Source organism: Pseudoalteromonas sp. SR43-5 (assembly GCF_014163835.1).
GTDB lineage: Bacteria > Pseudomonadota > Gammaproteobacteria > Enterobacterales > Alteromonadaceae > Pseudoalteromonas > Pseudoalteromonas distincta.
The window spans coordinates 104,940-125,686 of record NZ_JACJEA010000011.1 but is presented as its reverse complement, the minus strand read 5'-3'; the positions used below and the strand labels follow the sequence as shown (position 1 = coordinate 125,686).

Here is a 20,747-nt window from a genome sequence, read left to right as displayed (position 1 = left end):
GCAAATGCCACTCAAAGCATTGATGTACAAACCGATGCCAATGGTAACTGGAGTGCGACACCAACAGGCACATTAGCCGAAGGGAATTATAGCGTTAGCGCCAGCATCACTGATGCAGCGGGCAATACAGGTACAGGCACTGACAGTGGCGAAGTGGATGTAACTGCTCCTGAACTTGAAATTATTCCATCGTTTTTATTAGGTAATTTAGTTTCTCTTTCGGGGGATTCTGATTTACCAGGAGGCTCTGTAATCACTATTACAGAGTACCTAGTTGGTGGGTTAGTTGGCGCAACTTATACAGCAACGACAAATCCTGATGGTACCTGGGGGCTTGCAAACATAACAGTACCTTTACTAAACCTTGCCTATGTGACTGCCAGTGCAACGGATGCCGCTGGTAATGTCAGAACAATCAATACACTTGATTTTGATAACGTAGCACCAGAACTAACCGTTAGTGTCGATGCTTTATCGAATGATAGTACGCCAGTAATTAGCGGCACCACCGATATGGGGCAAGGCACGGTAATTAATATAACCGTGACTGATAGTGAAGGAGAAAGCCAAGCGTTTACTGCGACAGTTCAAGCCGATGGCGACTGGTCTGTTGCTGTACCAGCAGAGCTAGCGCAAGGTCAATACACTGTTGTTGCAGAGGTTAGAGACAGTGTTGGTAATTTAACAACGCAGCAGGCTCAAGGTGAAATAGATAGCGTTGCTCCTACATTAATTGTGAACGAAGTTAACGCGACAATAGATACAACCCCTACAATTTCAGGCACGAGTAATGAGATTGGTGCTGATGTAACCATCCTTATCGGCGGTCAAACACTAACAGCAACAGTGGGTACTGATGGCAATTGGCAAGTAGATGTCCCCGTAGCACTTGTTGATGGTGATTATACGGCTCAAGTAAGTGTTACCGATGACGCTAATAATATCAGCAACACGACAATTGATTTAACAATTGATACCCAAGTACCTGTTATTGTACTTAATGATATAACTGTATTTAACACTGAGACACCAATTATAAGTGGCACTACAACTGAACCACAGGATACGGTGGTCGATATAGTTATTACAGATAGCAACGGTGATATACATACTTTAACCGCAATAGTTGATGCTAACGGCGATTGGCAAGTTACGGCGCCAAGCTTGCCTGATGGTAATTATGATGTAGAGGTAAGTATTACCGATGATGCTGGCAATCAAGGTGTGGATACAGGCTCGAGCTTTATTGATACTCAAGCACCAAGTATTACTATAAACGCATTAGGTACAATTAATGACAGCACGCCAACTATTTCAGGCACATCCAATGAACCTGAAAACACGAGTATTACAGTAACTGTGACCGATGCAGATAGTACCGAGACTTACACAACTGTTGTTGGTGCAGGTGGTGCTTGGACTGTAGATATTACAGATGCACTGACTGATGGTGAAGTTGCAGTTTCTGCAAGTGTTACTGATGCCGCAGGGAATGAATCAGTTGCAAATAGTACCGCAATGTTAAATACCAATGCGCCTACAATTAATATTAATACAATTATTGATACAAACGATCAAACACCAGCAATATCAGGCACAAGTAGTGCGGCAGATAACACAGAAATCACGGTTGTTATAACTGACGTTAATAACGTTGCACATACTGTAACTACAACTGTGGTAGGTGGGATTTGGAGTGTTGATGCGACAGATATTCTACCTGAAGGTGAATTTACTGTTTCGGCAAGTGTAACTGAAGGAGGCTTAACGAGTAATACAACAGGTAGCGGTGTTATCGATTTAACTCCACCAGCCCTTAATATTACACCGCTTACAATTTCAAATGATACAACGCCAACAATTTCAGGCACAACTACAGCTCCACAAGGCGCCATAGTCGCTATTTTAATTACAGATAGCTTAGGTGTAGAGCAAACGGTTAATGCTACTGTTGGTGCAAATGGCACATGGTCAGTCGCTGCAAGTACAGAGTTGAGCGAGGGCACTTACACGGTTTTAGCTTCAACAACAGATACTGCAGGTAATCCTGTAAACACAAGTATTACAGGGGAAGTTGATATAACAGCACCTGTTGTGACTATTAACGATATTGTTGGAAGTACCGATCTAACTCCAAGTATTTCAGGGAGCGTGACAGGTGCCATGGTAGGTGATGCAGTCGCTGTGGTATTTACCGATGCACTCGGGAATAAGCATACTGTAAATACAACTGTTCAAACGGGTGGTATATGGTCTGTAGAGGCAAGTAATTCTCTTTCACAAGGAGATTATTCAGTTGAAGTATTTGTTACTGACAGCGCGGGTAATACCGGGGACGCAACAAATACAGCAACCATTGATACAATTGCTCCCGAAATTAGTATTAATCAAAGTTCATTAATACTTACCCAAGACAGCACGCCATTAATTAATGGCACATCAAACGAGCCAAATACAAACGTTTTAGTTACGTTTACGGACTCAGCTGGTGCATCGCATCAAATGACCGTTCAAACCGATGTGAATGGAGACTGGCAAGCGGCTGCTGATAATATTTTAGCAGAGGGGGTTTACAGTGTTAGTGCAACTATTAGCGATGCTGCGGGCAATACTTCGGTCGACAATAAAACCGGTGGTGAGGTTGATACTGTGGGACCAGAGCTAACAATTGTGCCTTCCTTCCTATTAGGTCAGTTGGTTTCTTTATCTGGTACATCTGATTTGGGCGAAGGTAAAACCGTTACGGTTACTCTAGAGCTTGCAGGTGATTTACTCGATTTAACATACGATGTAACCACAGATGCAAATGGTGATTGGGAGCTATTAGGCCTAGCAGTTAATGTTATTGGCTTATCGGTTGTTGAAGCTTCTGCAACTGATGATGCTGGTAATACAATCACTATAACTACGGCTGATGTAGACGCTTCAACCCCAGTACTGAATGCGGTGGTTGACTTTGTAACTGGAGAAGGCGATTTACCAATAATTAGTGGTACGACCGACCAAGCACCAGGCACTGAAGTGCTAGTTAGAGTGGTAGATAGCGATAACATAGCACAAGATTTGGTTGCCATAGTGCAGGCAGATAATTCATGGGCTGTACAGGTTCCTCAATCACTTGCTGAGGGCGTGTTTACTGTAACTGTAAATGTATTAAGTGAAGTCGGAATAACAGCTACACAGCTGATAAGCAGTGTAGTAGATACCATCTCGCCAACGCTTAATTTGCAAGTGATTGGTACAACGTCAGATTCTACTCCAATTATTCAAGGGACTAGCGATTTAATTAATGGTGTGGTAGAGATTCAGCTGGATGGAGGCTCAGTACTAACAACAACAGTGAATGCAGCAGGGCTATTTTCACTGGAAGTTGATGCGCTGACTGAAGGACAGCATGTTGCCAACGTGAGTATCACTGATGATGCCGGCAATGCAGTAACACAAACGCTCGAGTTTGTTGTTGATACGTTAGTGCCTGTGGTAGATATTTTACCGTTGAGCATCAGCAATACTGACATTCTAACTATTTCTGGTACTTCTGAAGAAGCTCAAGGCACAGACATTGATGTAACTGTGATAGATAGTAACGGCAACGCAACAGTATTTGATGCCCTTGTTGGTAGCGATGGCACGTGGTCATTAGTAACCACTAGTCTACCTGATGGTATATATAGTGTATTCGCAAGTATTACTGATGCTGCGGGTAATGTAGGCCAGTCTGTTACTGAGCAAGTGACGATTGATACCATACCGCCATCGTTAGAAATAGACGCCTTTGGTGTACTTAATACATTAACGCCTACTATTACTGGCACCAGTGACGAAGAAATAGGTAGCTTAATTACGGTTAATGTTACCGACTCTACAAACACACTTTATGAAGTTACCACAACGGTATTAGGAGATGGCACGTGGTTTGTTGTTACCCCTTTACTTGCTGAGGGCGATTTAACCATAGAAGCTATTAGTATTGATGATGCTGGAAATATAGCCACAGTAACGCAAACTGGCACTGTTAGTACCACTTTACCGAGCCTACTAATCAATCCAATAATAGATACAAGCGATACAACCCCTACTATTAGTGGTACTACCGATGTAATAAGCGGTAATGTAGAAGTCGTTATTACTGACAGTGACGGTACCGCTACCACTTATAATACAACGGCTATAGCAGGTATGTGGACTCTAATACCTACAACACCATTAGCTGAAGGCGCCTTTACTGTAAGTGCTACAGTTGAAGACTTAGGGCTTTCAAGCTCTACAAGTCTTGGTGGAATAATTGATTTAACACCACCAACAGTTGAAGTTGATCAATTATCTGTAACCAATAACCCGCTACCGACTATAACAGGTATAAGTGATGCACCAGCAGGTACAAATGTGAGTGTTGTTATTACTGATGCTAATAACGATTCACAAACTATTACCGCTCAAGTTGCAGGCAATGGCACATGGTCTGTAACAGCTACCACCGCGCTTAGTGAAGGTGGTTTTACTGCTACTGCAACAGTGAGTGATGCTGCAGGAAACTCATCAAGCGATACCATGGTTTCAAGTACTGATTACACAGCACCTATTGTATTTATAGACCCTATTGCAGTAGGCCAAGATACCACACCGACTATTACAGGCTCGGTAACCGGAAGTTTTGCTGGAGCTGCAGTTATGGTGATGTTTACTGACGCACTAGGTGAAACACACAATGTTTCAACAACAGTAAACACAGATGGGTCGTGGAGTGTTACAGCTTCGCAGCCTCTTAGTGAAGGGAATTACAGTGTTGATGTAAGCGTACTTGATAATGCAGGTAATATCGGCGAGCAATCTATAAGCAGCATAGTTGATTCAGGCATAGTAATTAACTCTGGTTTAGAATTAACAGCCGATAGCACACCTAAGATCACCGGTACCGCAGGAGCAAATGAAGATATTACCGTAAGCTTTATAGATGAAAGCGGTACTGTTGTAACCAAGGATACAACAGCGGGTGAGACAGGTGTATGGAGCGTATCACCAGACAATGCTTTACTCGATGGAGCATACACTGTAACGGCTACCGCTACTGATGAATCTGGAAATGTTACTTCAAGTGGAAGCTTATCTGGGTTAGTGATTGACTCAACGCCTGTAGACTTCGAAGTGTCTAACTATTACTGGGGCTTACTAGGAATAGGTTTAACTGCAGAAGGCACAGTAGAAGAAGGAAATAGTGTATATGTTGTAGGAGCAAACTTACTTGGCCTTGAGGTGTTAAACCTAAACTTAAATGTGCTAGAAAGCGCTATGGAAATTCAACCTGATGAGAATGGAAATTGGAGTTCATTATTATCAGTTCTTGATTTAGGTTCTTGGTCTGATTATCGCTTTATCACAGTTGATGAAGCCGGTAATTATTTAATTAAGGATATTAATGACAATATTATTGACCAAGGAAACGACCCACAACTTGCTAGCGCAGGAAGCAGTGCAAGTGCCACCGATACAACATTTGGCTTAGAAGGAGCCGCTGAGCCGTTTAGCGAAGAAGCAGCATTAGGCGCCACTATGCCAAATGCAGCAGTAACCAGCGATGCTTTAGGAGAAACGGTTAATTTAGGTAATGTAAGTGCTTTATCGAGTACAGAGCAAACGGTGTCAATGAGCTCTACAGAGCCCCTTAATATCAATGATGTAATTATTGACGAAGACACCGAGCAACTCGTTGCTCTTAATACCTTGATTGACGATGAAGGCTCTGCAATTGCTTATAGCCCTGCACAAAGTGGAGGACATGTTGATGAGGCAGCGCCAGCAGTTGATGTTCAAAATCAATCAGAGGAAATGATTAAACACTTAATTGAAAATGGTAATAATCAAACAGATATTTAAATCAGTAACCCACTTCAGTTAAATAACTGAAGTGGGTTTCTAAAACTCACTTAATCAAAAGTGTGGTTATTATTTTGTGCTAAGTAGTAAACCTAAAAAAGCCCTTATTGAGACTTCAATAAGGGCTTTTTTAATAAATTAGGATAGATAAAAGCAGTTAAGCTTTTAGGTTACGAACCAGTTTACTCTCGGTATTTACAGATTTACCGGCTTGGTCGTAGGTCATTGACGTTGGTGCGCCAATTAATATCTCTTTTAATTGTTTAACACTAAGCTGCGCTTGACGGGCAGCATGAGCATTAACATTATTTTGTTTTTGGCATTGTGCAAGTTGAGTTTTAACTTGGCTTATTAGCTCAGATATTTCAGGATTTTGTGAATCGTTACTGGCAATTAGCTTACTTAGCTCTTTATCTAGAGTGCTTAGCTTAGTTAAAAAAGACATTTTTTGTTGGGCAATTTCTTTTAAACCAGCACCACGTCGTGAGGCAATAGCAGTAAGCTCATCGTTTAATAGCGTATGTAAAGAGTCTAAACAACTTACTTGTTGGTTTAGCTTTACGCTAATTAAACTATTATGATCAGCCATACACGTTAAACTCAAAATCAGCTAAGTTTTTAGCAAGCTTTTCACTGTCCACTTGGTATTTACCTTCAGTTATTGCTTTTTTTAGCTCAGCAACTTTATCGCTGTCAAAGCCAGGCGATTGCTGTGCTTTATCTTGAAGCGTTTTTAATTGCTGCGCTTGCGGCGTTAAACTTACAGAATCACTTGCAGCTTTAGGCGAAGGGGCCTGAGCAGCTTGTGTATTTGCGTTATCTTTTTTTAAATCAACTTGTTGCTGCTTTGCATTTGTTAACGCATTAGCTTGTTGATTACTGCCATTAACTTGATTAACCATAATAATAAACCCGTATATTACCCAACTTATGCCATGTTATCGGCATATACGTGGGATACTTTAGTATAAATCTAAATTAAATATTCACTTGAACAGACTCTACACCATCTACTCGCGCATTTAAAACTTTACCTGATTTTTTGTTTTTTATTTGTATCTGTTCGCCCAAAGTACCGTCTTCTAAAGCAATACCTGTGGTTTTAATTCTAAGGCCTCTGAGATTAGCGTAAATATTAACAGAGTCACCTTTGCACACCATACAAATTTGGTTTAGTAATACTGGCATACCACTTCTAATATTTCGTTTACTTCTGCTGCCTATTAGCATTGTGGGATCATCTAAGTACTGAATTCGTACAAAGTGAGTTGGTTTCATTTCAATACTTAAATGCGACTTAGTTATTACTTCACCGCGGGTTAAATTAGCAGTGGCAACAACAACTGGGGCCATTTCAACAACTCTTACATGAACGTATTGAGCCCACGTTTGAGCATCATTGCACTTGGCTTGTAAGGTTACTTGGCGGTTAAATGGTGGCTCATCGGATGTTGATAATTCAAGCTCAGTATTACAGACACGATCAGGGATGCGACTATCTAAAGGCAGTGCACTTAATTGAATATTAGTATTTTGTAATGTACCAACCTGCTTACCTATGTAAGTGACGGCCATGTCCTGTAATAAATCTTTACTAAACACTTTAGCGTGCAGAGGGAATGCAAAGCACAAGCTAGTAACAAAATAAAAAACACTGTATCTTCTGATTTTTTTTAACAAACTCATAATGTTTCGACTATGCTTATGGTTTCAAACAGGGTATAAATATTTTGCGTCAAAAAGTAGACGCACCCGCGATGTTATGTAGCTTTATAAATAGAAAGCAATTATCGTTCCGTATTATTTGTTTTCTTTAGGAGATTTGAATGGCAGGCATTTTAGACTCAGTAAACCAACGCACACAGTTGGTTGGGCAGAACCGCCTAGAATTACTTTTATTTAAGCTCAGAGGGCGTCAGCGTTTTGGTATTAATGTATTTAAAGTGAGAGAAGTGCTGCAATGCCCTCCACTAACAAGCATGCCAAAATCTAATCCGTATATTCGTGGTGTTGCACATATTCGTGGTCAAACCATTTCGGTTATTGATTTATCAATGGCTGTAGGTGGGCGCCCAATCGACAACATTAAAGACAGCTTTATAATCATTGCTGAGTACAACCGCTCTGTGCAAGGGTTTTTAGTGGGCGGAGTTGAACGTATTGTAAATATGAATTGGGAAAAAATAATGCCACCGCCATCAGGCGCCGGACGTTATTCATATTTAACAGCAGTGACCGAAATCGAAAATGAATTAGTCGAGATTCTCGATGTAGAAAAAATTCTCAACGAAATTTGTCCAGTAAACACAGAAGTAAGTGCTGAAGTTGCACAAAGTGGCGATATTCAAAGAGATTTAGGCGAACGTATCGTATTTATTGCAGATGACTCTGCTGTTGCGCGTAATCAAGTTAAACGAGCCTTAGAGCCGCTAGGTGTTCAAACAGAGCTTGCTAAAAATGGTAAGGAAGCTTTAATTAGGCTTAAAGAAATAGCAGAGCTTGATTGTAAAAATGATATTACAGAGCGAGTAGCATTACTGATCTCAGACGTTGAAATGCCAGAAATGGACGGCTATACCTTAACAGCTGAAATAAAAGCAGATCCCAAACTTGCACCTTTGCATGTTATTTTGCATACCTCTTTGAGTGGTGTTTTTAACCAAGCGATGATTGAAAAAGTAGGGGCAGATGACTTTATTGCTAAATTTAACCCAGATGAATTAGCAACAGCGGTTAAAAAGTGGGTTCATTGTGATTAACAAAAAAAGGTGCTACTAACTTGAATAATAAAGATTTGCAGCAAAGTGAATACGACCAGTTTCGTTCGTTTTTAGAGCAGCAATGCGGCATTGTTTTAGGTGAAAATAAACAGTATTTAGTTAAAAGCCGACTTGCTCCGTTAATGACTCGATTTAATGTGGGATCTTTATCGGAATTGGTTAGTAAAACTCTCGGGCCTCACGAGCGGCAATTAAGAGCCGCTGTGGTTGATGCAATGACCACCAACGAAACTTTGTGGTTTAGAGATCAATACCCATTTGAGTTGCTCCAAAACAAGCTTTTCCCTGAATTTAAAGATTTAAGAAGGCCTTTAAAAATTTGGTCTGCTGCCAGTTCGTCAGGCCAAGAACCTTATTCAATAGCTATGTCGGTTGCTGAATTTAGTGCTAAGCAACCAGGTGTGCTTCGTATGGGGGCACAAATTATCGGTACCGACATATCTAATACCATGCTTGATATGTGTAAAAATGCAGAGTATGACGCGCTGGCACTCGCCAGAGGGTTATCTGCAGAGCGTCGTAAAAAGTTTTTTAAAGACAGCGGCAACGGTATGGCGCAAGTAAACGATACAATAAAAAAACAAGTTAGTTTTAGGCATTTAAATCTGCTTGATTCTTACGCGTTAATGGGCAAGTTTGATATTATTTTTTGCCGAAATGTACTAATTTATTTTGCGCCTGAAATAAAAGCTAAAATTATTAACCAGTTTGCACAAGCGTTAAATCCAAACGGTTACCTATTTTTAGGCGCGTCAGAGTCCCTAACTGGGCTAAGCACTGAATTTGATATGGTTAGGTGCAACCCTGGTATTATTTACCAAAAGAAGTAATTAAGCTAACTTCCTTCCCTAAAACGACGCACCTAGCGTCGTTTTTCTATTTAGATACATAGCCTTATAAAAATATAGCACTCCCTAATATTAATGGCTTATTTTTTGCTTTATTAATGGGTAAGTCAATTTTTTGGAGAAGGTTATGGCTATCAGTTTTGATAAAGCATTAGGTGTGCATCCGCAAGCCATGTTGATCCGTTCACAGCGAGCAGAATTAATTGCAACTAATATAGCTAACGCTGATACGCCTGGCTATAAAGCAAAAGATATTGATTTTGCCTCTGCATTAAAAGCGGCAAGGTCAACCCAGCAAAGCGGCAATACTATGGTAAGAACTAATGATAAACACATTGGTGGAGGTACTCATAGTATGGGCAGTTCAGAATCATTTCGTTTGCCAAATCAATCAGATACTGGTGATGGTAACTCGGTTGATATACAAGTGGAACGAAACTTGTATACACAGAATGCTATGGAGTATCAGGCCAGCTTGCAATTTTTAAGTGGCAAATTTAAAGGCCTGAATAAAGCTCTCGGTAGTCAAGGATAAAAATTATGAGTTTATATAATGTTTTCGATATTGCAGGTTCGGGTATGAGCGCACAAAACGTTCGCTTAAATACTACAGCTAGTAATATTTCTAATGCTAACACCATTAGTTCATCTCAAGACAAAACGTACCGAGCGCGCCAACCTGTATTTGCGGCTGAGCTAACAAAGGCTTCAGCATCAGTAAGTAACCAGCAGGGCTCCGCAGTTGGTGTTAAAGTTTTGGGCATTGTTGAAAGCGATGCACCATTACAAATTGAATATAACCCAAACCATCCAAGTGCGGATGAAAATGGCTATATCTATAAACCCAACGTTAATGTTGTAGAGGAGATGGCAAATATGATTTCTGCCTCTCGTTCTTACCAAACAAACGTGCAAGTTGCTGATGCAGCTAAGCAAATGCTAAGTAAAACACTGTTGCTAGGGCAGCGGTAACCGAGGGTAGGTTATGAGTAACGATATTAGTACATCTTCATCCTATTTAGACTCTATACGCTGGCAAGAGCAACAAGTTGCTACCAGTGATAATGAGAGTGATGCGTTAACACAAGAAGACTTTTTCTCTTTGTTAACTCAGCAATTATCGTATCAGGATCCCAGTAACCCTGCGGATAATGACCAAATGATTGCTCAAATGACTAGCTTTACGATGGCGCAAGGGATTACAGATTTAAATACTAATTTTGAATCTTTAGCCTCTTCAATGACATCTAATTCAGCACTGCAAGCATCTACACTTGTAGGCAAACAAGCTTTACTAGAGTCAAACACCCTGGATTTAAATGAAACAGGTGATGCCAGAGGCTCTGCAGTGGCAGAAGAAGCCGTTGATAACTTAAAAATTAAAGTTACTGATGCATCAGGTCAGCTAGTAAGAACTATTGATATGGGTTCTCAGCCAGCAGGTGCGGTACGTTTTGCGTGGGATGGCAAAAATGAAGCTGGTGAGCGTTTACCTGAAGGTGAATATTCAGTAACCGCCGAAGGAAGTACTGACGGTGAATTTTCAAGCTTACCCATTGCTACGTTCAAGAACATTGAAAGCGTTAATATTAATGGCTCAAGTGGCATTATTATTAACACTAAAGAAGGTGCGGTTAGGCTGACAGACGTCGCAGAAATCGCGTAATAAATTTTAATTATACTTCGCCTGTCAGCAGGCTAAATATTAACAGGTTAGAGGTGAATTATGAGCTTCAATATTGCATTAACTGGCTTAGCTGCCGCACAAAAAGATTTAGACGTAACTGCAAATAACATTGCAAACGTTAATACCACAGGTTTTAAAGAGTCACGCGCTGAGTTTGCCGATGTTTATGCATCGTCAGTATTTAGCTCTGGTAAGACTAAAAATGGTGACGGTGTGCAAACAACCATGGTTGCGCAGCAGTTTCATCAAGGCTCACTACAATTTACAAATAACTCACTTGATTTAGCAATCACTGGTGAAGGTTATTTTGCGATGACTGACGATTTATCTTCGCAAGATTTAACATATACACGTGCAGGTGCATTTAAGCTTAACCAAGATAACTTTATGGTTGACGCAAAAGGTAACTTTTTACAAGCATTCCCTGTTGACTCATCTACAGGTGATACAACGTCGGTAAGTTTGAGCACAACTGATCCAATTCAAATCCCTGATTCGTCTGGTTCTCCTCGCGCAACCGAAAATGTATTTTTGTCGTTTAACTTAGATGCAACGGCGGATCCAACAGGTCTAGATTTTGACCCTACATCCAGTGGTACTTATAACTCATCTACGTCAACAACAGTATATGATTCACTAGGTGAACCTCACATTTTACAATACTTTTTTGCCAAAGAAGATGATGCCGCAGCAGGTGGTATAGATAACAGTTGGAAAGTATATGCAACTCTCGATGGCAAAGTAGTTGATGGCACAACTGGTGGAGAACAAACAACGACACCTTATACACCACTGACCACCCTAGGTTTTGACTCAAGTGGTTTACCATCAACAACAGGTGGTGTGGCAAATACAAATACAACTACTTTTGATGAAATATTACTACCAGCGGGTTCTGGTGCTGGTTTATCAACATTACTAGACAATGGTGCAACTTTCCCAGGTACTGGTATTGAGCTTAACTGGCGCGATGAAAATAACACGGCTGGACGTATCCCAACTCAGTATTCAAGTGGTTTTGAAGTAAAAGCACTCGATCAAGATGGCTCAACAGTAGGTCGTTTAGCCGGAATTGATATAGGAACAGACGGTAAAATTGTCGCTTCTTACAGTAACGGTGACTCAACATTCCTAGGGCAAGTGGCTATGGTGCGTTTTCCTAACTCACAAGGGTTATCACAAGTGGGTGATACAAGCTGGAAGCAAAGTATTGATTCAGGTGAACCTGTAGCGGGTGAAGCCGGTTCGGGTACGTTTGGTGGAATTAACTCATCAGCGCTTGAGCAATCAAATACTAATCTTACAAACGAGCTTGTAGACTTAATTACTGCACAGCGTAATTACCAAGCAAACTCACGTGCGCTTGAAGTTAACTCAACTATTCAGCAAAGTATTTTGCAGATTCGATAAGCTAAACCCCATTAAATATATTAGGCTGCATTTTTGCAGCCTTTTTTGTAAGCCCTTCTAAATACCTCTCAATGTTGCGTCAAATTTAATCTGGCACCTATTTTGCATTTGTAAGTTCAGAGATTTTTTATGTGAGTCGATACTATGGACAAAATGGTCTACATTGCGGCCTCTGGCGCTAAGCAAAGCCTACAAGGGCTTGCTTTAAAAGCCAATAATTTGGCGAATGCAAATACAACAGGATTTAAAGCTGACTTTGCGCAAGCGCGTTCTATGCAAGCGTTTGGCGAAGGTTTGCCTACACGTGTATTTTCAATGCAAGAGCGTCCGGGTTCTAACATGGTATCGGGTGGCATTGTTCAAACCGGGCGAGACTTAGATATCGCGATGAGCGATAATGCATGGCTTGCTGTGCAAGATGCCTCCGGTAATGAAGCTTACACAAAAGTGGGTACGTTAAACATTACTGCTCAAGGCATGCTCGTAACCAGCCACGGTCGTCAAGTTATTGGCGAAGGGGGACCTGTTATTTTACCCGTCCCAGTCGAAAAAATAGGGTTTAGCCAAGATGGCGCTATTCAAGTTCGACCGCAAGGCGCTCCCGCTAACTTTTTAGAAGAAATAGACACGCTTAGAGTGGTAGAAGCAAATAGCTCACAGCTCGAAAAAGGTAACGATGGTTTATTTAGACCAAAAGCAAATGTAACAGTAGATACCTCTGCCAATGTAAAAGTTTTAAGTGGTTCGCTTGAAATGTCAAATGTGAACCCTGTTCACGAAATGGTCGACATGATAAGCCACCAGCGCCAATTTGAATTACAAGTGAAATTAATGAAAACAGCTGAAGAAATTGACGAGCGTCAAGATCAGTTATTACGCATAGTTTAACTTTAAAATGAGGACACGATTATGAATCCAGCATTGTGGATCAGTAAAACTGGGCTAGACGCTCAACAAACCGATATATCGGTTATTTCAAATAATTTAGCGAATGCGAGTACCGTAGGTTACAAAAAAAGCCGCGCTATATTTGAAGATTTACTTTATCAAAATATTAATCAACCAGGTGGTCGTTCATCGCAAGATACCGAAATGCCGTCGGGCTTAATGTTAGGTGCGGGTGCTAAAGTTGTAGCTAACCAAAAAGAGTTTACGCAAGGCAACATGTTGACCACTGAAAACTCACTAGATTGGATGATTTCTGGTGAAGGCTTTTTTGAAGTACTGCAACCAGATGGCAATATTGCTTACTCGCGCAATGGTCAGTTTACTACTGATGGCGATGGACGAATTGTAACATCGGGCGCTGGTTACGTTATTCAGCCAGAAATGAATGTACCTGATGACGCGCAATCAATTACGGTTTCGCAAGACGGCGAAGTATCTGTACGTGTTGCAGGTCAAGCCGATAACGTTGTAATTGGTCAGTTGACTATTAGTGACTTTATTAATCCATCGGGCCTTGAGCCAATTGGTCAAAACCTTTATACCGAAACCGCTGTAAGTGGTGCGCCGGTACAAGGTAACCCGGGTGTTGAAGGGTTAGGTAGCATTATTCAAGGCTCACTCGAAACTTCAAACGTAAATGTAACTGAAGAGCTCGTAAATCTAATAGAAACTCAGCGTATTTACGAAATGAACTCAAAAGTAATTTCGGCCGTTGACGAAATGATGAGTTATATCAATCAACAGCTTTAATAGAGTAGGGGGAATTATGCGTAATATTATTTTATTTACAGCGGGCACATTATTTTTAAGTGGCTGTATGTCTACGCAAAATAGTGAAGTAGTGCAGGACGACCCTTACTACGCACCTATGTACCCCGAGCCTATTTTAGAGCCGCTGGTAGCCACAGGTTCATTGTTTAATACTCATACATCAAACGACTTATATTCTGATAAAAAAGCGCTACGTACTGGCGATATAATTACGGTTAAATTGCAAGAGTCTACTCAAGCAACAAAAGCCGCTAAAACAGAAACAGACAAAGAAACCGACGCAAGCTTAGATCCTGTTATTGGCTTAGGTGGTCTACCTGTAAATATAGGTGGCGATAGTATTCAGTTTGGCATTGGTAGTGATTCGTCGTTTACGGGTGATTCAAAATCAAACCAGTCAAACAGCTTAGTGGGCGATATTTCGGTTAATGTAATGCGCGTTTTACCTAATGGTAACTTAGTTATTCGCGGCGAAAAATGGCTAACGCTTAATACCGGTGAAGAGTTTATTCGTTTAGAAGGGCTAGTACGCCCTCAAGACGTAAGCGCCGATAATACGGTTGAATCAAATCGTATTGCTAATGCACGTATTCAATACTCAGGTAAAGGGCAAACGCAAGAAGCGCAAAGTCCTGGTTGGCTTACACGTTTCTTTAGCAGTTCGCTGTTTCCATTTTAGAGGGTAACAACATGAATAGCCTTAAAGCTTTATGTTTAGTTGTGTTATTAGGTTGGCAGTTTACTGCCAGTGCTGAGCGCATAAAAGATGTGTCTATGGTTGAAGGCGTACGCTCTAACCAATTAGTTGGTTATGGCTTAGTGGTTGGTTTACCAGGCACTGGCGAGCAAAACTCATACACACAACAAAGTTTTAGAGGCATGTTGAACAGCTTTGGTATTACGCTACCCTCAACTCAAAGTCCTAAAATTAAAAATGTTGCCGCTGTGGCGGTGCATGCAGAACTACCTGCATTTAGAAAGCCTGGGCAAGCAATCGATATTACGGTTTCTTCTATTGGTAGTGCAGGCAGCTTACGTGGCGGTACTTTACTACAAACTTTTTTAAAAGGTGTAGACGGTAACGTGTACGCAATTGCACAAGGTAGTTTAATTGTCGGTGGCTTAGGCGCACAAGGCCTTGATGGTAGTAGAGTTGTAATTAACACCCCTACAGTTGGTCGTATACCAAATGGCGCTACAGTTGAGCGCGCCGTGGAAAGCCCATTTATGCAAGGCGATTACATTACTTTTAATTTAAACCGCCCAGACTTTACAACGGCAAAACGCCTAGAAAAAACAATTAATGACTTAGTTGGCCCAAATAGCGCACAGGCAATTGATTCTGTTTCTATTCGTGTTATAGCTCCACGCGACGCATCCCAGCGTGTATCGTACTTATCAACACTCGAAAACTTAGAATTTAAACCAGCTGACATGGCCGCTAAAATTATAGTTAACTCGCGCACCGGTACAATTGTCATTGGCAAGAACGTTAAGCTTCAGCCTGCGGCTATAACTCATGGTGGCTTAACAGTAACAATTGCAGAACAACAAAACGTGTCACAACCAAATCCGCTAGCAAACGGTGATACAGTTGTCACGCAGCAAAGTATTATTGATGTAAACCAAGATGACTCGCGCGCCTTTGTATTTAATCCAGGCGTAAGCCTTGACGATTTAGTTCGCGCAATTAACGAAGTAGGCGCAGCGCCTGGTGACTTAATGGCTATTTTAGAAGCACTAAAAGAAGCCGGCGCAATTAACGGACAGTTGGTTGTTATATAAATAACCCAAGCCAATAAATAACGTATTACTCAAGCCCTATGTTTTTGAAATTAGGGCTTTTTATTTACAGCAACTTAAGTTTATTATTTTTATCTTCCTTGTTTTATCTGTAGTGGCTCAATTTTTGCATTTTTAACTGTATTATTCATTTTGTGTCAAAAAGCCGATGGAAACTAATCACCTCGATAAACAAAACTTTTTTGATTTAGGCAACTTAGATTCACTTCGTAAAGAAGCCTTAACGAGTGGCGATGCATCAACTGATGCCTCTAAAGCTGCGCTCAAAAAAGCGGCCGCACAATTTGAAGCTATTTTTACGCAAATGTTGCTCAAAGGAATGCGTAAAGCTAACGAAGCATTTGAGGACAAAGACAGCCCATTTAATTCAAGTGGCGTAAAGTTTTTTGAAGAAATGCACGACCAGCAACTTTCAACAGAGCTTTCTTCAAATGGCTCGTTAGGCCTTGCCGATCTAATAGTTCAGCAGTTATCGCCTGAGTCTAAAAACTTTATGCCAGGCTCGGTGCTTAGAACAACCAACGATATCTTTAGCGATACACAAGTGGGATCTGCTCTTCCTCATGAGCAAAAAAATAAGCAATCCGATCTTATCGTTAATAACACTAAAGCCGATATTGCTGAGCCTAAAGTCGATACTGCAGAGACTAAAACCGATAGCCCAACATTTAAAAATGCAGAAGAGTTTGTAAGTTCAGTGTGGGAACACGCTAAAACGGCAGCGCAAAAAATTGGTTTAAATCCTGCGGTAATGGTTGCACAAGCGGCACTTGAAACCGGTTGGGGTAAGCACATTATTAATAAAAATGACGGTGGCAGCTCAAATAACTTATTTAATATTAAGTCAGATAAAAGCTGGGAAGGTGATAAAGCAAGCAAAGTAACGCTTGAGTTTGAACAAGGCACACCCGTTAAAAAACAAGCCAGCTTTAGAGCCTACGATTCAGTTAAAGATAGCGTGAACGACTTCGTTGATTTTTTAACGCAAAACCCACGCTACAAAGAAGCATTACAAAATACAGCAAAACCAAATGACTTTTTAGATTCATTACAAAAAGCAGGTTATGCAACCGATCCAAATTATGCCAGCAAAATAAAAAAAGTGCTCAATAGCAGTCAGCTAAAAGACATTGCGGCAAACGTGATCCGCCAAGGAGTAGAGTAACATGTCGTTTAATTTATTGAACATTGCCAGTTCTGGGGTTAGAGCAAGCTCGGAGCTACTGCAAACGACAAGTAAAAATATCGCCAATGTAAATACCGAAGGCTATGTGCGTGAGCGTACAGAGTTTACCACTATGGTTGATAACCAAGTGGGGCGAGGCGAAACATACCGATTATTAAACGAGTTTGCTCAGTCACAGCTAAATCGTGACACCTCTAATAAATCGTTTTTCGATCAGTTTATTACTGAGGCTAATCGAGTTGATACTATTTTTTCTGAAGAGTCGAACAACCTTTCGACTGGTATTAACTCTTTATTTAATAACGTGCAAGAGGCGTTAAATCAGCCTTCGTCTACTGTTGCTCGCTCATTAGTAATGACAGATGCGCAAAGTTTAATTGATCAAATGGATAGGCTTTCGGGCATCGTGCTTGATCAAAAAAGTATAGTAAACGAGCAGCTCGAAATATTTTCAGGTGAAGCAAACTCACTCATTCAAAGTATTAGTACGCTAAATCAAAATATTGCAGCAGTTAATGGCACTAATAACGCCGCAGATGCCAGCTCTACCTATAACGAACGCGATAAAGCAATACGCGACTTGTCAGAGCTAATAGACATAGAAACGCTTGATGGTCCAAATGGCGAAAAACTCGTTTTTATGGGCACAGGCGAAGCGGTTGTTATGCAAAATGGCGCATTTAACTTATTTTCGATGACAGGGGATCCTGATCCTAACTTTAAAGAATTCACGCTTGACGTTAATGGTGGCAAAGCTGTGCCGCTTGAAGTTGATGTAAGCAAGCTTAAAGGCAAAATTGGCGGTTTACTTGCTTTTAGAGATGACATATTAGTCCCTGCGCAAAACCAAATTGGTCAAATGGGCTTAGCTATTGCTGATGCATTTAACGAACAAAACAAATTGGGTATGGATGCAACAGGTCAGCTAGGGGGTAATATTTTTAATATACCTACCGTTGGCGCATATGCGTATCAAGCTAACACGGGCACTGCTGGTATGACTGCAACGGTAGAGCCAGGTAAGGGCAGTGAACTTCCTGCCAGTGACTTTATTATTACCTATACAGGCAATGCCAACGAAGTAAGTATTCAGCCTATAGATAACAAAGGCGATCCGTTAGGGCAGCCTTCACTTGCTGATATATCGACAGGTGTTATTGATTCATCGACTATTACCTCAGGCGAATCATTTGGTCTTCAAGTAAATGTATCTGGGGCAGGTGTTGAGGGGGATCAATTTCAAATAAAGCTTAATTCAGATGCCGCTTCAAGTATTACACTTGCAACAGGGCGCGCAGAAGATTTAGCACTAGCATCGCCAATCCGTACTGCTAACGATTTAAATAATATAGGTACCGCTACTATTTCAGCGGGAGAAGTAACAAGTGTTACCTCCGGTGGTTTTACTACAGCACCAGGCTTAACAAACGGTGAAATAACGCTTGTTAAAGCTGCTGGTACAAATGATTATTTAATTAGCGATGGTAACGGTACTAATGTAGCAGTAACGATAGCGCCACCGGGTAAAAATGTTTTAGCAGGTCTTGGTACCCCTTATGATTCATATGGTTTTGACTTTGATATAGAAGGTACACCAGCAACAGGCGACACCTTTACACTTGAGTTTAACGAAGGCGGCTTTGACGATAACCGTAATGGTTTAAAATTAGCTGATTTACAAAATGGCGAGTTAGTACGCTTAAACGTAGAGACAACAGCAACGGCCGATAACCATAAAACGTTCAACCAAGCTTATTCAGGATTAGTGAGTGATATAGGTGTTATAACTGGCCAAGCAATCACAAGTGGGGCTGCATTTGACGCTCTAGCACAGCAATCTGAGGCATGGTACGAGTCTTTATCTGGTGTGAACCTTGATGAAGAGGCTGCAAATTTACTGCGTTTTCAGCAATCATACTCAGCATCAGCACAAGTTTTAGCAGCAGCTCAAGAAATTTTTGACACCTTATTAAATGCGGCGAGGTAATTATGCGTTTATCAAATAATTTAATGTACCAAAACAACATAAATAAAATACTCGACAACCAACAAGGTGTTGCAAATGCTCAAGAGCGAGTAACAACAGGTGAAAAGTATTTAACCACCTCAGAAGCACCAGCTGCTATTTCGCAAGCTATGCTGTATTCAAATAAAATACAAACTAATGAGCAATACACTAAAAATATCAATCAGCTAAATGGCCGCCTAGAAACAGAAGAAAGCGTATTACAAAGCATAAATAGTAATATTCAACAAGCGCAAGAACTCACTATTCAAGCTGGTAATGGTGCGTACACTAAAGATGATTTAAAGACGTTTGCATCAGAACTTAGTGGCATTCAACAAACGCTAGCTAACTTAATGAACACCCGATCAGAAGACGGAAAATTCATATTTTCAGGATATCAAGACAGCACGCAGCCGTATCAGTTTGATTCTGCGGCGGGTGAGTACACCTATAATGGCGACCAGGGTCAGCACCAGATAACTATAGCTGAAGGTGTTTCAATTAAGGCAAGTGATAACGGCTTTGATACGTTTGAAAAAACTAACGCGCGATTAAATGTAGAATCTAACACGGCAAGTGTTTCAGGCTCTATTACAGCGGCAAGTGTATATGTTGACGGCCAAGCTGAGTTTGACAAGTTTCATCAAGCAAATTACAACGCAGACCCAACAGCTCTAGCAACTGCAAATACATATAGTGTATTAGTAAACGCAGGGGCTACAGCAACGGATCCACAAACATACGAAATATACCGAGACGGCGCAGCATTAACCCCCGCAGTAACAGGTGAAGTTACTGATGAGCCTATCGATTTTGCAGGTATGAAAATTGAATTTGAAGGCACAGCACCAGGTCAACTCGATTTTAGCCTTGAAAAACCAGGCAAAGAAAACGTACTTAATACGTTGCAATCGCTTATTACAGGTTTAAATGACGGCACACTTGAGGGTGATGACTTTCAGCAAGTACTTGCTGATGGCTTAGTGCAATTACAAAACGCCAGCGAGCAAGTTGTGTTTACGCAAGCAAGTTTAGGTGGGCGTATGAATGCACTTGAAAGAGTAAGCGATTCAAACTTAGCGCTCGATATTCAAAATAAAAGTAATCGCTCTAACTTAGTTGAAGTTGATATGGCAGAAGCTATTAGCGAACTAACCAAACAAGAAACTGCACTGCAAGCATCGCAAGCAACTTTTGGCCGTTTAACTAACCTTTCATTATTCGATTACTTATAAGCAAGTTATAAGCAGATTATAACCAGAAATACCTTGCCGCTTTACCTACTTTAAAGCGGCAATACTTTGCGGCAAAAATTGGCTACAAAACCGCGGCAAAAAAATGTCACTCCCTTCTAAACCACTTCACTATTTATTTACAATTTAATAAGCGTCATATTTATCAATAAAAACATCGCCTTAAAAATAAATTAAAG

At 40.8% G+C, this 20,747-nt stretch carries 17 protein-coding genes; 14 read left to right on the top strand and 3 right to left on the bottom strand.

What is annotated here, in order from left to right; genetic code table 11:
- The coding region (locus tag H5090_RS08740) for an Ig-like domain-containing protein (protein ID WP_182695490.1) at positions 1–5,874 on the top strand (5,874 nt) is incomplete at its 5' end.
- 157 nt (positions 5,875–6,031) lie between these two features.
- Here H5090_RS08740 and flgN read toward each other — a convergent pair.
- The 3 genes from flgN to flgA form a co-directional block, all read right to left on the bottom strand.
- Complete coding sequence (flgN, locus tag H5090_RS08735) at positions 6,032–6,463, bottom strand: flagellar protein FlgN (RefSeq protein WP_024595784.1); 432 nt, start codon at positions 6,461–6,463, stop codon at positions 6,032–6,034.
- Complete coding sequence (gene flgM, locus H5090_RS08730) at positions 6,456–6,776, bottom strand: flagellar biosynthesis anti-sigma factor FlgM (protein ID WP_002959436.1); 321 nt, start codon at positions 6,774–6,776, stop codon at positions 6,456–6,458. The genes flgN and flgM overlap by 8 nt, the downstream gene beginning before the upstream one ends.
- 76 nt (positions 6,777–6,852) lie before the next feature.
- Complete coding sequence (gene flgA, locus H5090_RS08725; RefSeq protein ID WP_182695489.1) at positions 6,853–7,560, bottom strand: flagellar basal body P-ring formation chaperone FlgA; 708 nt, start codon at positions 7,558–7,560, stop codon at positions 6,853–6,855.
- A gap of 140 nt (positions 7,561–7,700) precedes the next feature.
- On the opposite strand from flgA, the gene H5090_RS08720 reads away from it, so the two are divergent.
- From H5090_RS08720 to flgL, 13 genes are all read left to right on the top strand, one after another.
- Positions 7,701–8,633: a chemotaxis protein CheV gene (locus H5090_RS08720; RefSeq protein WP_002959434.1), complete on the top strand. Its 933-nt coding sequence runs from the start codon at positions 7,701–7,703 to the stop codon at positions 8,631–8,633.
- A 20-nt stretch (positions 8,634–8,653) separates the two neighbouring features.
- Positions 8,654–9,484: a protein-glutamate O-methyltransferase CheR gene (locus H5090_RS08715; RefSeq protein ID WP_039484688.1), complete on the top strand. Its 831-nt coding sequence runs from the start codon at positions 8,654–8,656 to the stop codon at positions 9,482–9,484.
- Between the two features lie 145 nt (positions 9,485–9,629).
- The gene (gene flgB / locus H5090_RS08710; protein ID WP_002959431.1) at positions 9,630–10,037 is read left to right on the top strand and encodes a flagellar basal body rod protein FlgB; all 408 of its coding nucleotides are present in this window, start codon (positions 9,630–9,632) and stop codon (positions 10,035–10,037) included.
- A gap of 5 nt (positions 10,038–10,042) precedes the next feature.
- Positions 10,043–10,474 carry a flagellar basal body rod protein FlgC gene (gene flgC / locus H5090_RS08705; RefSeq protein WP_002959429.1) on the top strand — a complete coding sequence of 144 codons (432 nt, stop codon included), beginning with the start codon at positions 10,043–10,045 and terminating at the stop codon, positions 10,472–10,474.
- Between the two features lie 13 nt (positions 10,475–10,487).
- Complete coding sequence (locus H5090_RS08700) at positions 10,488–11,168, top strand: flagellar hook assembly protein FlgD (protein WP_002959427.1); 681 nt, start codon at positions 10,488–10,490, stop codon at positions 11,166–11,168.
- 60 nt (positions 11,169–11,228) lie between these two features.
- Positions 11,229–12,599, top strand: coding sequence for a flagellar hook protein FlgE (gene flgE, locus H5090_RS08695; RefSeq protein WP_182695488.1), 1,371 nt, complete (start codon positions 11,229–11,231; stop codon positions 12,597–12,599).
- Positions 12,600–12,743: 144 nt separating this feature from the next.
- The gene (locus tag H5090_RS08690; protein WP_024589964.1) at positions 12,744–13,487 is read left to right on the top strand and encodes a flagellar basal body rod protein FlgF; all 744 of its coding nucleotides are present in this window, start codon (positions 12,744–12,746) and stop codon (positions 13,485–13,487) included.
- A gap of 21 nt (positions 13,488–13,508) precedes the next feature.
- A complete protein-coding gene (gene flgG, locus H5090_RS08685; RefSeq protein WP_002959420.1) occupies positions 13,509–14,297 on the top strand; it encodes a flagellar basal-body rod protein FlgG in 789 nt (262 codons plus the stop codon).
- Positions 14,298–14,313: 16 nt separating this feature from the next.
- Positions 14,314–14,997 (top strand): flagellar basal body L-ring protein FlgH, encoded by a 684-nt coding sequence (gene flgH / locus H5090_RS08680; RefSeq protein ID WP_010553251.1) that lies wholly within the window; start codon positions 14,314–14,316, stop codon positions 14,995–14,997.
- Positions 14,998–15,008: 11 nt separating this feature from the next.
- The gene (locus H5090_RS08675) at positions 15,009–16,103 is read left to right on the top strand and encodes a flagellar basal body P-ring protein FlgI (protein WP_182693935.1); all 1,095 of its coding nucleotides are present in this window, start codon (positions 15,009–15,011) and stop codon (positions 16,101–16,103) included.
- Between the two features lie 166 nt (positions 16,104–16,269).
- Positions 16,270–17,286, top strand: coding sequence for a flagellar assembly peptidoglycan hydrolase FlgJ (gene flgJ / locus H5090_RS08670; RefSeq protein WP_182695487.1), 1,017 nt, complete (start codon positions 16,270–16,272; stop codon positions 17,284–17,286).
- Between the two features lies 1 nt (position 17,287).
- Positions 17,288–19,294, top strand: a complete 2,007-nt coding sequence (flgK, locus tag H5090_RS08665) for a flagellar hook-associated protein FlgK (protein WP_182695486.1) — start codon at positions 17,288–17,290, stop codon at positions 19,292–19,294.
- Between the two features lie 2 nt (positions 19,295–19,296).
- Positions 19,297–20,550 carry a flagellar hook-associated protein FlgL gene (gene flgL / locus H5090_RS08660; RefSeq protein ID WP_182695485.1) on the top strand — a complete coding sequence of 418 codons (1,254 nt, stop codon included), beginning with the start codon at positions 19,297–19,299 and terminating at the stop codon, positions 20,548–20,550.
- Positions 20,551–20,747 lie beyond the last annotated feature (197 nt).

Bases quoted from the DNA above. Each gene is read 5' to 3' on its own strand.
- flgN (WP_024595784.1), bottom strand. From the start codon at position 6,463: ATGGCTGATCATAATAGTTTAATTAGCGTAAAGCTAAACCAACAAGTA.
- flgM (WP_002959436.1), bottom strand. From the start codon at position 6,776: ATGGTTAATCAAGTTAATGGCAGTAATCAACAAGCTAATGCGTTAACA.
- flgA (WP_182695489.1), bottom strand. From the start codon at position 7,560: ATGAGTTTGTTAAAAAAAATCAGAAGATACAGTGTTTTTTATTTTGTT.
- H5090_RS08720 (WP_002959434.1), top strand. From the start codon at position 7,701: ATGGCAGGCATTTTAGACTCAGTAAACCAACGCACACAGTTGGTTGGG.
- flgB (WP_002959431.1), top strand. From the start codon at position 9,630: ATGGCTATCAGTTTTGATAAAGCATTAGGTGTGCATCCGCAAGCCATG.
- flgC (WP_002959429.1), top strand. From the start codon at position 10,043: ATGAGTTTATATAATGTTTTCGATATTGCAGGTTCGGGTATGAGCGCA.
- H5090_RS08700 (WP_002959427.1), top strand. From the start codon at position 10,488: ATGAGTAACGATATTAGTACATCTTCATCCTATTTAGACTCTATACGC.
- flgE (WP_182695488.1), top strand. From the start codon at position 11,229: ATGAGCTTCAATATTGCATTAACTGGCTTAGCTGCCGCACAAAAAGAT.
- H5090_RS08690 (WP_024589964.1), top strand. From the start codon at position 12,744: ATGGACAAAATGGTCTACATTGCGGCCTCTGGCGCTAAGCAAAGCCTA.
- flgG (WP_002959420.1), top strand. From the start codon at position 13,509: ATGAATCCAGCATTGTGGATCAGTAAAACTGGGCTAGACGCTCAACAA.
- flgH (WP_010553251.1), top strand. From the start codon at position 14,314: ATGCGTAATATTATTTTATTTACAGCGGGCACATTATTTTTAAGTGGC.
- H5090_RS08675 (WP_182693935.1), top strand. From the start codon at position 15,009: ATGAATAGCCTTAAAGCTTTATGTTTAGTTGTGTTATTAGGTTGGCAG.
- flgJ (WP_182695487.1), top strand. From the start codon at position 16,270: ATGGAAACTAATCACCTCGATAAACAAAACTTTTTTGATTTAGGCAAC.
- flgK (WP_182695486.1), top strand. From the start codon at position 17,288: ATGTCGTTTAATTTATTGAACATTGCCAGTTCTGGGGTTAGAGCAAGC.
- flgL (WP_182695485.1), top strand. From the start codon at position 19,297: ATGCGTTTATCAAATAATTTAATGTACCAAAACAACATAAATAAAATA.